The organism is Cupriavidus sp. FW305-3-2-15-C-LB2 (genome assembly GCF_058787575.1).
The window spans coordinates 1-13890 of sequence record NZ_JBYSZW010000012.1 but is presented as its reverse complement, the minus strand read 5'-3'; the positions used below and the strand labels follow the sequence as shown (position 1 = coordinate 13890).

The following is a 13890-nucleotide window of genomic DNA, read 5'->3' as shown; positions in this document are numbered from 1 at the left end:
CTGGCGCAGGCCACCTTCGTCGGCCAGCGCGGCGCGGCCGGTTTCATGGCTGAGTCGGTGGCGCTGTCGTTGCAGGAGGAAGGCCGGTTGCACGTGCTGAAGATGGCCGTGCCGGTCGACCTGCCCCCGGTCGGCATCATCACGCTGCGCGAACGGGCGCCGTCGCTCGGCACCGACCAGCTGGTGGAATGCCTGCGCGAGGCTGCGGCGCAGGTCAGGGCCGTCTAGCCCGCACGCGCCATCAACACCGGCGCCGACGTGGCCAGCAGCGCCACGCCGGATACGGTCAGCAACGTCAGCACGACCTTGCGGAAGGTGGCCTCGCTGATCCCCAGATAGAGCCGCGTGCCCAGCAGCGTTGGCACCAGCATCGCGGGCGCCACCACCAGGAACATCGGCAGCATCTCGCGCGTGACGATGCCCTTGCCCACATAGGCGGCCATGGTCATGGCCAGCGTGGCGAGGTTGAAGTTCTGGATCACCGCGCGCTGTTCATCCTTGTCGAAGCCGCGCAGCGTGCACCACAGCGTGGGGATCACGCCAGTGAAACCGCCGATGCCGCCCATCACGCCGCCGGCCGCACCGGCAACGCCATCGGCCACGCGCCCGCCCACGCCGATATGGGGCAGCTTGCGCACCATCAGCATCACCGGGCACCACAGGGTCAGGAAGCCGCCGAGCACGACCTTGAACCACTGTGCGTCGAGCATCGGCAGGATCGCCACGCCCAGGGGGATGCCGGCCACGCCGCCGGCCACGAACGGCCACAGCCTCCGCCACGACAGCCCGCGCCGCACCGACACCGCCGCCAGCAGCTGGCCGGTAAGCGCGCCGAACACGGTCATGGCCGACGCCAGCTGCGGCTCGATCGCCCAGGCCCAGAACGACATCGCCACCATGCCGAAGGCAAAGCCCGACAGCCCCTGGACAAAGCCGGCCACGGCGGCGCCGGCGATCACGATCAGCAAGGTCGAATCCATGGCAAGCGGGGCCGCGTCAGGCAGTGGCGGACGCGATGTTCAAAGGCTTCTGGGAAGCGCATGACTATGCACTTCTTTGCCTTGCTTGTCAGCCGCTGCCTCTGCTGCGCCGCGCAAAACTGATACGGTATTTTTTCAATGAGGTGATGCTGTTCGGTTCATTTCGGCTCCGTTAGCATGGTCGCCATCGACAAGGGCAACGGGCCGCGTGAAGCGGCGCCGGCGGCACGGGGTGCGTCGATATGTCACCCGTACGCCACCGGCAGCAACGGTGCCCTTTGCTGCGCGCGCGGCGTACACTACTCTTACCGCACGCGCCTACGGCCCGCGCCCCGGCGCTCCCTGCCGACCAGCCCCGGCCTGCCAGACGGCAGCGCCGCGCCCGTCCCAGGCGTGCGCCAGGCCAGCGCCACGGAGAACAACAATGTTTGGTTTGACCGCGCTAGACCTCGCCCGCACGCAGTTTGCGTTCACGATTTCCTTCCACATCATTTTTCCGGCGATCACCATTGGCCTGGCCGCCTACCTGGCGGTGCTGGAAGGCTGCTGGCTGCGCACGCAGCGCCCGCATTACCGAGACCTCTACCACTTCTGGTCCAAGATCTTTGCCGTCAATTTCGGCATGGGGGTGGTGTCCGGGCTGGTGATGGCCTATCAGTTCGGCACCAACTGGAGCTTCTTCTCGGAGTTCGCGGGCAGCATCACCGGGCCGCTGCTGACCTATGAGGTGCTGACCGCCTTCTTCCTGGAAGCGGGCTTCCTGGGCGTGATGCTGTTCGGCTGGAACCGCGTCGGGCCGGGGCTGCATTTCTTTGCCACGGTGATGGTGGCGCTCGGCACGCTGATCTCCGCCACCTGGATCCTGGCCTCCAACAGCTGGATGCAGACGCCGGCGGGCTTCGAGATCATCAACGGCCGCGTAGTGCCGACCAACTGGTTCGAAGTCATCTTCAACCCGTCGTTTCCCTACCGCCTGGTGCATATGAGCGTGGCGGCATTCCTGGCCACCGCGCTGTTCGTCGGCGCGTCCGCCGCCTGGCACCTGCTGCGCGGGCGCGACAACCCCGCCATCCGCAAGATGCTGTCGATGGCAATGTGGATGCTGCTGATCGTCGCGCCGATCCAGGCCGTGATCGGCGACATGCACGGCCTGAACACGCTCAAGCACCAGCCCGCCAAAATCGCCGCGCTGGAAGGCCACTGGGAGAACAAAGGCAATGAAGGCCTGCCGCTGCTGCTGTTCGGCTGGCCCGACATGGCGCGCGAAGAGACGCGCTTCGCGGTCGAGGTGCCGCGCCTGGGCAGCCTGATCCTGACCCATTCCTGGGACGGACAGATCAAGGGCCTGAAGGAGTTCGCGCCGCAGGACCGGCCCAATTCCACCATTCTGTTCTGGTCGTTCCGCGTGATGGTGGGGCTGGGGCTGCTGATGATCCTGTTGGGCGTGTGGAGCCTGCTGCTGCGCCGGGGCGAGCGCATGTACCGCTCGCGCGGCTTCCTGCATATGGCGTTGTGGATGGGGCCCACCGGCCTGATCGCCATCCTGGCCGGCTGGTTCACCACCGAGGTCGGACGCCAGCCGTGGGTAGTCTACGGGCTGCAGCGCACCGCCGACGCGGTGTCGCCGCACGGCGTGCCCGAACTGGCAACGACGCTGGCGATCTTCGTGGTGGCCTACCTCTTCGTGTTCGGCGTCGGCATCGCCTACATGATGCGGCTGGTGCGCAAGGGTCCGGCGCTGGAAGAAGCCAAGCCGGAAGGCGGCCCCGGACGCGGGCATACGCCGGCACGGCCATTGTCGGCCGTGGATGACGACGAAGCGCTCGCCCCCGCCACCACTGCACGCACCCGGAGCTGACACCATGGGCATCGACCTCTCGCTTCTCTGGATCTTCATCATCTTCTTCGGCGTGATGATGTACGTGGTGATGGACGGCTTCGACCTGGGCATCGGCATGCTCTATCCGTTCGTGCCGGACCGGCATGACCGCGACGTGATGATGAACACGGTGGCACCGGTCTGGGACGGCAACGAGACCTGGCTGGTGCTGGGCGGCGCCGGACTGCTGGCGGCGTTCCCGCTGGCGTATTCAGTGGTGCTGAGCGCGCTCTACCTGCCGCTGATGCTGATGCTGCTGGGCCTGATCTTCCGCGGCGTGGCGTTCGAGTTCCGCTTCAAGGCCAACGACCGCGAGCGCCCGGTGTGGGACGCCGCCTTCATCCTGGGCTCGGGCACGGCCAGTTTCTTCCAGGGCGTGGCGCTGGGCGCCTATATCGACGGCATCAAGCTGGAGGGCCACCGCTTTGCCGGCGGGCCGCTGGACTGGCTCACGCCCTTCCCGCTGTTCTGCGGCATGGGGCTGATGGTTGCCTACACGGTGCTGGGCAGCACCTGGCTGATCATGAAGACCGAGGGCGAGTTGCAGCAGCGCATGATCAGGCTGACCGGCTCGCTGGCGTGGCTGCTGCTGGCGGTGATCGCGGTGATCAGCCTGTGGACGCCGCTGACGCATCCCGAGATTGCCGAGCGCTGGTTCAGCCTGCCCAACCTGTTCTGGTTCTCGCCGGTGCCGATCCTGGTGGCGCTGTGCATGTTCATGCTGATGCGCGCGCTGCGGCATGAGCCGGATATCTCGCCGTTCATGTACGCGCTGGGGCTGGTGTTCCTGGGCTACAGCGGGCTGGCCATCAGCGTCTGGCCCAATATCATCCCGCCGGGAATCTCGATCTGGGACGCCGCCGCGCCGCCGCAAAGCCAGGGCTTTGCGCTGGTTGGGGCGCTGTTCATCATCCCCTTCATCCTGATGTACACGGTGTGGGCGTACTACGTGTTCCGCGGCAAGGTGCGCCACGGCGAGGGCTATCACTGATGGATATGGATACACAGCGCCCGGGGACCGGCACCTGGCTGCGCCGCATCGGCTGGCTGGTGCTGATCTGGGCCGCCAGCGTGGCGGCACTGGGCGTGGCCGCGTGGGTGCTGCGGATCATCATGCAGGGCGTCGGCTTGCGCAGCTGACGCCCCGTCAAGGGCAACGCCGTCCTCAGAGCTGGACCGAGGCCTCGCCGATGCCATCGAACTCCGCGGTCACCAGGTCGCCTGCCGATGCGTCCAGGATGCCGACCCAGGTGCCGGTGGTGACGACCGTGCCGGCCTCTACGCGTCGCCCGTCGCGCGTGGCGTGGCGCAGCCAGGCGGCCAGCCCAAAGGCCGGATCGCCCAGCGCGTGGGTGCCGCGGCGCTCGATGGTTTGCGTGCCGATCCGCACCCGGCAATGCTGTGCCGCCCAGTCCCGCGCCGCATAGTCACGCCACTGGCCAAGCACCAGTGCGCCGTGGGACTGCAGGTCGGCCAGCTTCAGCAGCGCGGGCGCGGCGAGGTACTGCCGCCAGCGCGAATCGACGACTTCAATCGACACCGCCATCGCATCGATCAGCCCGGCCGCGCCGGCGTAGTCGAGGGCGGCAGCCTGCGCGGCGTCAACGCCCTGCCCCAGCCGCAACGCAATCTCTGCCTCGATGCCGCGCCATGTGAAAGGCCAGTCGCCGGCATGCGCGGGGCTGGTCCAGACCCCCGCAAGCGGCAGTTCGGCATGCGTCAGCACCGCCTCGCGCGAGGCGCCGCCGGATTTCCAGTAGCCGGCGCCTGTCGCTTGCCAGCCAAGCGCGCGGGCCACGGCCGACTGCACGGCGTAGGCCTGTTCCGCATTCTCAAGCACGGTGGCGAATTGCTCTGCATCGGCGCAGCCCTGTTCGCTACGCGCGCTGAGCAGGGCCTGCGCGACCCGATCGATATTGGAAGATGTCATGCCTTGGGTATTTCCTTGAATGAGGGATGAATATCGCCCGGCATCCCGCTCCCGGCAAGCGCGCGCAGCACGCTGCCGGGAGCGGGCCGGTCTCAGGTGCCACTGGCGCTGGCCGCGGTGCCACTGACCGCAGGCGCGGCTTCGTCATCGGCGGCGGTCTCGCCCATGGCGCGGCCGAAGGTTTCCGGCGCGAACTGCACGGCCAGCGCAAACACTGCGTACATCGCCGCGAGCATGCTGAACATGCCGCCGACGCCGTAGGTTTCGAACACCCGCCCGCTGATCAGCGGCGTCAGCGCGCCTGCCAGGGTGCCCAGCGCCAGGATCAGCGAGGTGCCGAACGCGCGCACGTGAGTGGGATACTGCTCCGGCGCGAAGATCCAGATTGACGTGTTCAGCAACACCACGCAGAACGTGAAGCACGCGCCAAACAGCAGCACCAGGCCCACGTTATACGTCAGGAAGCCGAAGCACAACCCGGCCGCGCAGGCCAGCCCCGCGCCTGTCGTCAGCACCCGCTTGCGCGGAAAGTGATAGCCGCAGTATGAGGCCGCGAGCGCCCCGAACAGGCTGCCGCTCTGCATCACCATGGTGAAGAGAAAGCTCTTGGAGATGGTGTAGCCCTGCGACATCAGGATGGTCGGCATCAGCGTCAGCACCGAGATCTGCGCGCCGTACGTCATGGACACCGCAATCCCCAGCGCGATCGTGCGCCGTCCCAGGCGGCCCTTGAAGATATCGCTCAGGCGCACCCTGGTGCGCGGCGCGTCGTCCTGGATCGCGGCCTTGATATAGGGCGTCGGCTCGCCGTCGAGCTTGCCCAGGCGGCCGGATGCCAGCACCGACAGCACCCGGTTGGCCTCGTCCACGCGCCCCTTGGACAGCAGGAAGCGCGGCGTCTCCGGAATAAAGCGCCGGTAGAACACGACGAAGAATGCCGGCAGCACCAGGCAGGCAAAGAGCCAGCGCCAGCTGTCCGGACCCGGGAACATGGCGAAGACCGCCAGGCCGAAGGCCGGCGCCAGCATATTGCCCAGGCCACCGCTACCTACGCTGACCAGGCCTACCGCGGTACCGCGGAAGCGCGTCGAGCACAGCTCGGCCAGCATGGTCACGGCGATCGAGATCTCCCCGCCCAGGCCGATACCGACGATAAAGCGGCCCGCCGCCAGCACGCCATAGTTCGGTGCCAGCGCGCAGATGATGGCGCCCAGCGTGAACAGCAGCAGGTTGGCGCTCAGCATCGTGCGCCTGCCGTAGCGGTCCGCGATATAGCCGGAGCCGATGCGTCCCAGCGCGGCGGCACTGAAGGTCAGCGTATTGAGAAAGCCGATCTCCGCCACCGAGATGCCCCACTGCTCGCGCAGCATGGGGCCGATCAGGCCGACGGCGTTCTGTTCGAAGACATCGAACATCACCCCGAGCATGATCATGAAGATGATCTTCTTGTGCGATGCCGTCACCCCGATGCCATCCATGGCCCGGTCGAGCTCATGCTGCTGTGGGGAATTCGGCGATTGAACTACTGTTTCTGCGCCCATCTTTGTCTCCTCCTCGTTTCGAGGTTGTCGCGCTATGTCCGCGACCTTGTCGCCGCCGTGTCCGGCGGGCGTTTGTAGAGCAGCGATAAAACGTCGTTCCGGCGCGCGCCTATTCCAGCGCCGGCGTCGAATGCGGCGGCCGGCGCGCGCGCAAGGCCTGCTCGGCCGCATAGGCCAGCCGTATCAGCACGGGTTCGGTGAAAGGCAGGCCAAAGAACTCCAGGCCGACCGGTACGCCTTGGGGGGCATTGCCGTCCGGCGCCGAGAATCCGGCCGGAATCACGATGGCCGGAAAGCCGGTGGCCGACGCGAGCACGCCATTGCGCTCCGCCTGGGTCTCGCCGACCGGCGCCACCAGGCGCCGCTGGTGCGGAAATGCCAGCGCGTCAAGCCGATGCCGCGCCATCAGGTCCTGCAGCCGCTGGCGCAATGCCTGCTGGCGCTGCAGGCGTTCGCGGTACTCCCCTTCCCGCTCGCTCAGCGCTGCCGCGGTGGTAAGGGTGCCCGCCACGCTTGGATGGACAGAACCGGCAGCGATGATGTCCTGCATCGATCGCACCGGGACGCCGGGGGGCAGCCCCGCCAGGTAGGCATCGAGATCGCGCTCCATCTCGTAGTGGTGCACAAGCGTGGACGCGAGCAGCTCGTCCGGGCTGATGGCGTCTTCAATCGCGATCAGCTCGGCGCCTTGTGCAGCGATGGTGGCCAGCGCTGCCTGCATCACGGCGTTGACGGGACGATGCACATCCTGGTCGCCGAAGAAATGGCGCAACACGCCGATGCGCGCCCCCCTGAGTCCGTCGCGGTCGAGGCTGGCGGCATAGCTCGCCGGGATGTGGGGCGCGCCCTGGCTGGTGACCGGGTCGGCCGGGTCATGGCCGGCGATGACATCGAGCAGCAGCGCCGTATCGGCGACGGTACGGGTGATCGGGCCGATGGTGTCCTGCGTCAGCCCGCAAGGGACCAGCCCGGCCCGGCTGACCAGGCCCATGGTCGGACGCAGGCCGACCAGGTTGTTGGCCGAGGCCGGCGAGCGGATGGAATTGACCCCGTCGGTGCCGATGCCGAGCAGGCCGAAGCTGGCTGCGATGCCGGCGCCGGTGCCGCCGCTGGAACCGCCGGGCGTGCGGGTCAGGTCATAGGGATTGAGGGTCTGGCCGGACAAGGTGCTGACGGTCTCGCCGCCGGAGGCAAGCTCGTGCAGGTTGGTCTTGGCCAGGACGATGGCACCCGCCTCGCGCAGCCGGCGGATGACGAAGGCATCGTCGGCGGACAGGTTGCCGCGCAGGCAGGCGGCGCCGGCGGTGGTTTCCATGCCGCCGCATTCGATGTTGTCCTTGACCAGCACCGGGATGCCATGCAGCGGCGCCAGCAGCCGTGTGGGGTTGCGGCCCGCCACGGCGTCGATGCGGCCGGCCTCTTCCAGCGCCTGCGGGTTGGCCTGCAGGATGCTGCGCAGGGCGGGACCGTCCTGGTCATAGGCCGAGATGCGCGCGAGGCAGGCGCTGGCCAGTTGGCGCGCCGTCAGCCTGCCGTCGCGCATCGCGGCATGCGCGCTGGCAACGGTGGCTTCCACCACGCTGAACGGCGCGTGATGGCCGGGGCCGTCTGGCACCGGTTGGTACGAGTTTGTCATGAGAGCCTTCCATGCGCCGGCAAGGGCGCGAAGTGTTTGCGAGGTGATGGGCAGGCGGGGCAGCGGCACGGTGCCGCCCCCGCCTTGACTCGCTATCGGTTGACCAGGCGGGCAGGTATTGTCCAGATGCAGAACGCACCCAGCATCAGCATCCCGGCAATCATGTAGTAAGCACTGTTGCCGCTCTGGGTCACGTCGCGCAGGTAGCCGATCATGTAGCCGCTGGTAAAGCCGGCAAGGTTGCCGATCGAGTTGCTCATGGCGATGGCCGTGGCCAACGCCGCGCCGCTGAGGAAAGCCGTCGGCAGGGACCAGAACAGCGGCGTGCAGGTCAGGATGCCGGCTGCGGCGATCGACAGGAACACCAGGGACAGCGCGGTGTTGTGCATGACCCAGGGCAACGCCAGGAAACCGATCGCGCCCATCATGCACGGGATGATCAAATGCCAGCGCCGCTCGCGGTGCTTGTCGGCGCTGCGGCCGAAGAAGTACATCGAGACAATGGCCGCCATATACGGTATCGCGCTCAGCATGCCGATATGGAGCGGGTCGCTGACACCGGTCGACCTGATGAACGTGGGCAGCCAGAGCGTGATGCCGTACTGGCCAGTGACATAGCAGAAGCAGATCAGGCTGATCAGCCAGACGCGCGGATCGGTAAACACCTTGCCGACGCGTGCCTGCGGGTCCACCGCCTTGACGTCTTCCGACTTGGCCAGTTCAAGGACCTGCTTCTCCGCGCTGGTCAGCCATTTGGCCTTGGCAATGGAGTTGTCCAGGTAGTAGAAGCAGAAGCACCCCAGCAGCACCGCCGGCACCGCCTCGATGACGAACATCCATTGCCAGCCGCCCAGGCCAGACACGCCGGCCATGCTGCCCATCAGGAAGCCGGACAGCGGGTTGCCGATGATGCCGGACAGCGGCGAGCCCATGCAGTAGATGGCCATGATCTTGGCACGCCGGTGCGACGGGTACCAGCACGACAGGTAGTACACGATGCCTGGCGTGAAGCCGGCTTCGGCCAGGCCCAGCAGGAAGCGCAGCGTGTAGAACTGGGTTGGCGTCTGCACGAACGCAAAGCACGCAGAGAGTATCCCCCACGTGATCATGATCCGGCCGATCCACACCTTGGCGCCGAACTTGTGCAATGCCAGGTTGCTAGGCACCTCGAACAGGAAGTAGCCGATAAAGAAAATCCCGGCGCCCAGCCCGTAGACGGTTTCGCTGAAGCCCAGTTGCTGCGACATCTGGAGCTTGGCAAAACCTACGTTGACGCGATCGAGATAAGCGATCAGGAAGCAGACCATCAGGAATGGCACCAGCCTCCAGCTCACCTTGCGATAGGTCGCATCCTCGAACGTCCTGATCTTTGTTCCCGCCTGCAGGGTTGTATCCACAGCGTCTCCTCTGTTTTTTGTCAGGTACGGCAGTGCTGCGCTGATCCGTTGCGACCAGTCCGGCGGGGGCGTTGCGCACGCGCGGCGCCCGCCCCCGTCTCGGAAGGCAGTGACTGCGTCAGGCGGCAGCCTTGAGCGGCAGCGGCGTCGCGTGCGTGGCGAGATAGTCCATGGCGGCAACGGTGCCGCTGCCCGCGAGCGAAACGCCCGAGATCTTCAGGCCCATCTCGCAGCCGGCCAGCGTGGCCATCAGCGTGAGGTCGTTGCAGTCGCCCAGATGGCCGATACGGAACATGCGGCCCTTGACCTTGCCCAGGCCGGCGCCGAGCGACATGTTGAAGCGGTCATAGATGTTCCTGCGCACCACGTCCGCGTCGATCCCCTCGGGCATCATCACGCCGGTCAGCACCGGGCTGTAGACGGCCGGGTCCGCGCACTGGATCTCCATGCCCCAGGCCTTGACCGCGCGGCGGCAGGCTTCGGCCAGGCGCTGGTGGCGGGTGAAGACGTTGTCCAGCCCTTCCTCAAGGATCATGTCGAGGGCTTCGGACAGGCCATAAAGCAGGTTCGTGCTGGGGGTATAGGGCCAGTAGCCGGTCCGGTTCATCTCGATGATTTCATCCCAGCCCCAGAAGCTGCGCGGCAGCCGGGCCGTGCGGGAAGCTGCGATGGCCTTGGGCGAGACCGCATTGAAGCTGATGCCAGGCGGCAGCATCAGGCCCTTCTGCGAGCCGGACACGGTCACATCCACGCCCCACTCGTCATGCCGGTAATCGGCGGACGCCAGCCCCGAGATGGTGTCGACCAGCAGCAGCGCCGGGTGTCCGGCCGCATCGATGGCGCGGCGCACGGCGGCGATATCCGAGGTCACGCCAGTCGAGGTCTCGTTGTGCACCACGCACACCGCCTTGATCACATGCGCGCTGTCGGCACGCAGGCGGGCCTCGATCATGTCGGCCTGCACCCCGTGGCGCCAGCCCTCCACGCCCGGCAGGCCGAGGAATTCGGGCTTGATACCCAGGTTCTCGGCCATCTTCTTCCACAGCGTGGCGAAGTGGCCGGTCTCGAACATCAGCACCGTGTCGCCAGGGCTCAGCGTGTTCGACAGCGCCGCTTCCCAGGCCCCCGTGCCCGAAGCCGGATAGATCACCACCGGCTGCTCGGTCTTGAAGATCTTCTTGATGCCGTCCAGCACCTTGAGGCCCAGCGCGCCGAATTCCGGGCCGCGATGATCGATGGTCGGATAGCTGATGGCGCACAGGATGCGATCGGGAACCGGGCTCGGCCCGGGGATCTGCAGGAAGTGGCGGCCGGCGGGATGGAAGTTGAGATTAAGCATTTGACTCCTCCTGTTGAGTTTTGAATGCAAAATACTTTATCAGAGGAGTGACGGGAAAACAGCCGGGATTGCGCCGAAATTCTCTAGCGTTTACCCCACAATACAAGGGTTTACTTGCATTTTTGAGTTCCAGTTAAGGGTCTGCTAAAATTGAACGCAATCACGCGATAGGAATTTTGAATGCAAATTGTCGCAACTTCTGGCACGGATTCGCCGGCCCCCGTACTGCCCAGGCTCGAACGGCAACGCTTGCACGACACCGTGGTGGCCCACCTGCGCACGTTCATCGTCGAGGGCACCCTGGAACCGGGCAGGAAGCTCAATGAGCGCGAACTGTGCGAGACCCTGGGCATCTCCCGCACGCCGCTGCGCGAGGCCCTGAAGGTGCTGGCGGCAGAGGGCCTGATCGATATCTCGCCCAACCGCGGGGCAACCGTTTCGCGCCTGTCCGGGGCGGAGATCCAGGACACGTTTGAGCTGATGAGCGGGCTGGAAGCGTTTTCCGGCGAACTGGCCTGTGAACGCATCACGGCCGTGGAACTGGCCGAGATCAAGGCCCTGCACTATGCAATGCTGGCCTGCCGGGCAAACGACGACCTGCCCGGCTATTACCGCATCAACCACCAGATCCATGACCGCATCAACCTGGCGGCCCGCAATTCGGCGCTGCGCCAGACCTATCTGTCTGTGAACCGGCGACTGCAGGCACTGCGCTTCCGCTCCAACTATCAGAAGCCGAAGTGGGACAGCGCCATCCGCGACCACGAAGAGATGCTGCAGGCACTTGAAGCACGCGACGGCAAGCGGCTTGCGGCCATCCTGCGCCAGCACCTGCTGGACAAGCGCGACGCGGTGCTGCTGATCCAGGCAGGCGATGCCGGCGGCACACCGCAGGCATAGGACGGACGCTGGCGCCACCCTCACCTCAAGAATCCGAATAGCCCCATCAGCATTCTTTGCCCCGCTGTCACCACGGTGACAACCCCGGTTCTTACTCTGCGAGCGCATTGCGGCAAACGCAATCCGCCACGCGGCACCTGCCGCCGGCGCACAACAACGCAGATGAACAGGGGAATCAAAGATGGCAGGGAACCTTGCACCGGACAGGCTGGCGGGGATGTCGCGCGGCCGTGTGCTGGCCGCCACCATGATCGCCGCACTGGCGGCAACACTGGCCGGCTGCGGCGGCGGCGATGACACCGCGCCGACAACCGCACCGAACGACACCACCATCAAGACCCCGCCGCCTGCCGGTGCCGGCGGCCCGCGCGTGCTGCTGGTCGGCGTGGACGGTGCCACCTATGCCCAGGTGCAGGGCGCGCTGCTGCGGCGCGAGCTGCCCAACCTGGCCCGGCTGAACCTGGTGCCCACCGCCACCGGCGGCATGCCCGGCACCATCACCGCGCAGCCGCCGCTGGACGCGCCCAGCTGGGCCACGGTGCTGACCGGCGCCTGGGCCAACCGCCACGGCATCGAAGACGATACCGGCAGCACCGCACTGCAGGCCCCCACCGTATTCCGCTACCTGCGCGCGGCCGGCAAACCCGGCCTGCAGCAAGGCGCATCCACCAGTTCGGGGGTGCTGCCGGGCCTGCTCAAGGCCGAGCAGGAAGCGGGCATGCTCGATACGCTGATTGACTGCGCCGGGGTCGACAGCTGCGTCACGCAGAACGCCGTGCGGCAGGTGCAGTCCGGCTATGGCGTAGTGTTTGCGCAATACAGCGCGCCGGCACAGGCGGCAGAAGCCGGCGGCTTCGGCAACGGCGCCTATGCCACGGCCCTGGCCGGCATCGACAAGGCGCTGGGCGAGCTGCTCGGCGCCGTCGCCGCGCGCAGCCAGGGGCAGCCGGGTGAAGACTGGCTGGTGATGGTCACCACCAGCCACGGCCTGGATGCCACCGGCGCCACCACCACGGTGCCGACGGTGGAGAACCGCACCGCCTTCCTCGCCACCAACAAGGCGCTCAACGGCGCGCTGGCCAAACCTGGCGCAGCAGCGCCGGACACCCCGGCGGACCTGTCGGCGCTGCCGACCGAAGCCGATCTCGTCCCGACCGTGCTGGCCCACGCCGGCGTGGCGCTTGACCCGGCCACCACGCGGCTGGACGGTTCGGCGCTGACCACCGCCAACGCAGGCGTGCGAGCCATCGGCGCCAGCATCAGCCAGTACAACGACGCCATCACGCTGGGCTGGCAGAACCCGACCGAAGCCTTCGGCGTCACCCGCGTGCTGCGCGACGGCGTGCAGATCGCCTCGCTGGGACCTGAGGTGCGGCAGTTCACCGACAAGGCCTTCAACATGGCCACGGGCCTGTACCAGTTCAACTACACGCTGGTGCGCAATGACGTGCCGGTGTCGTACCTGGCGCAGATCCACTACGTCAAGCCGGTCATGCTGGCGCCGACGCTGCTCAATGGGCTGGCCACGTACTTCAGCCTCGACAGCAAGCCGTTCGCCGATGCGAAGAACGCCGCCACGCTCGGCCCGTGGGCGGCAAGCCTTGACGGCGGCACGCTGGCTGCCGACAACTTCAGCAGCCAGTCGCTGCAGCTGGACTCGCGTGTCGACAGCTACAAGCTGGCGTACAACGCTGCCGATATCACGCAGAGCCCGCAGTTCACCATCGGCTTCTGGTTCCGCACCGACTGCACCCAGGGCAACGGCACCGGCGAGCCCATCCTGTCCAACAAGAACTACATCTCGGGCGGCAACCCCGGCATTGCCGTCGCGCTGTTCGGCAGCTGCGAGATCCGCTTCAACCTGGGCAGCGGCAGCGGCAAACGCGACGACATCAACGGCATGAAGGTGTCGGCCAACCAGTGGGCCTACCTGGCGCTGTCGGTCGATGCGACAGCCAGGCGCTTCAGCGCCTATGTCATCGATCCGGTGCTGGGCCTGCAGAAGACCGAGAACAAGGCGATCACCAATACCGACGTGACCAAGCTGGCCGGGCTCGGCACCGGCTGGGGCGTGAACGACGATGCCACGCACAACTACGTGGGCAACAACCCCGGCGCGCTCAAGGGCGTGATGGGCTTCAACGACCTGGCGATGTGGACGCGCGTGCTGTCGCTGGACGAGCTGAAGGCCATCACCGGCGCACGCCAGCCGCTGTCCACGCTCAATCCTTAAATCCGGCCGGAGCCCGTTTCGTCACGGAACGGGTTCCTCACCGACCCTTCCCCCC

General features: G+C 66.7%; 12 protein-coding genes. 6 read left to right on the top strand and 6 right to left on the bottom strand.

The genetic code is table 11. The annotated features are described in order from the left end of the window. Window positions 1–45: 45 nt before the first annotated feature. Window positions 46–228: a hypothetical protein gene (locus AC3WRR_RS11335; RefSeq protein WP_041688072.1), complete on the top strand. Its 183-nt coding sequence runs from the start codon at window positions 46–48 to the stop codon at window positions 226–228. On the opposite strand, the gene AC3WRR_RS11330 is transcribed toward AC3WRR_RS11335, so the two are convergent. Continuing rightward, complete coding sequence (locus AC3WRR_RS11330) at window positions 225–980, bottom strand: sulfite exporter TauE/SafE family protein (protein ID WP_492296992.1); 756 nt, start codon at window positions 978–980, stop codon at window positions 225–227. The genes AC3WRR_RS11335 and AC3WRR_RS11330 overlap by 4 nt on opposite strands. 424 nt (window positions 981–1404) lie before the next feature. Here AC3WRR_RS11330 and AC3WRR_RS11325 point away from each other — a divergent pair, with 424 nt between their 5' ends. From AC3WRR_RS11325 to AC3WRR_RS11315, 3 genes are read left to right on the top strand one after another with little or no spacing between them, the layout of a single operon-like run. Further along, on the top strand, window positions 1405–2838 hold the full coding sequence (locus AC3WRR_RS11325) for a cytochrome ubiquinol oxidase subunit I (protein WP_011617059.1): 1434 nt from the start codon (window positions 1405–1407) through the stop codon (window positions 2836–2838). 4 nt (window positions 2839–2842) lie between these two features. Beyond that, the gene (gene cydB, locus AC3WRR_RS11320; RefSeq protein ID WP_492296991.1) at window positions 2843–3850 is read left to right on the top strand and encodes a cytochrome d ubiquinol oxidase subunit II; all 1008 of its coding nucleotides are present in this window, start codon (window positions 2843–2845) and stop codon (window positions 3848–3850) included. Continuing rightward, window positions 3850–3999 carry a DUF2474 domain-containing protein gene (locus AC3WRR_RS11315; protein WP_084187059.1) on the top strand — a complete coding sequence of 50 codons (150 nt, stop codon included), beginning with the start codon at window positions 3850–3852 and terminating at the stop codon, window positions 3997–3999. Before cydB ends, AC3WRR_RS11315 begins: the two co-directional genes overlap by 1 nt. 25 nt (window positions 4000–4024) lie before the next feature. Here AC3WRR_RS11315 and AC3WRR_RS11310 read toward each other — a convergent pair whose 3' ends face one another. The 5 genes from AC3WRR_RS11310 to AC3WRR_RS11290 form a co-directional block, all read right to left on the bottom strand. Then, a complete protein-coding gene (locus AC3WRR_RS11310) occupies window positions 4025–4789 on the bottom strand; it encodes a fumarylacetoacetate hydrolase family protein (protein ID WP_058697059.1) in 765 nt (254 codons plus the stop codon). A gap of 92 nt (window positions 4790–4881) precedes the next feature. After that, the gene (locus AC3WRR_RS11305; RefSeq protein WP_492296988.1) at window positions 4882–6330 is read right to left on the bottom strand and encodes an MFS transporter; all 1449 of its coding nucleotides are present in this window, start codon (window positions 6328–6330) and stop codon (window positions 4882–4884) included. A 109-nt stretch (window positions 6331–6439) separates the two neighbouring features. Continuing rightward, entirely contained in the window at window positions 6440–7966 is a 1527-nt protein-coding gene (locus AC3WRR_RS11300; protein WP_492296987.1) for an amidase family protein, read from the bottom strand. A gap of 92 nt (window positions 7967–8058) precedes the next feature. After that, the gene (locus AC3WRR_RS11295) at window positions 8059–9363 is read right to left on the bottom strand and encodes an MFS transporter (RefSeq protein ID WP_010814097.1); all 1305 of its coding nucleotides are present in this window, start codon (window positions 9361–9363) and stop codon (window positions 8059–8061) included. A 118-nt stretch (window positions 9364–9481) separates the two neighbouring features. Next, on the bottom strand, window positions 9482–10702 hold the full coding sequence (locus tag AC3WRR_RS11290; RefSeq protein ID WP_492296985.1) for a pyridoxal-phosphate-dependent aminotransferase family protein: 1221 nt from the start codon (window positions 10700–10702) through the stop codon (window positions 9482–9484). A 180-nt stretch (window positions 10703–10882) separates the two neighbouring features. On the opposite strand from AC3WRR_RS11290, the gene AC3WRR_RS11285 reads away from it, so the two are divergent. Together AC3WRR_RS11285 and AC3WRR_RS11280 are read left to right on the top strand one after the other, a co-directional pair. Further along, entirely contained in the window at window positions 10883–11602 is a 720-nt protein-coding gene (locus AC3WRR_RS11285) for a GntR family transcriptional regulator (RefSeq protein ID WP_439669954.1), read from the top strand. Window positions 11603–11783: 181 nt separating this feature from the next. Then, window positions 11784–13835: a LamG-like jellyroll fold domain-containing protein gene (locus AC3WRR_RS11280; protein ID WP_492296983.1), complete on the top strand. Its 2052-nt coding sequence runs from the start codon at window positions 11784–11786 to the stop codon at window positions 13833–13835. Window positions 13836–13890 lie beyond the last annotated feature (55 nt).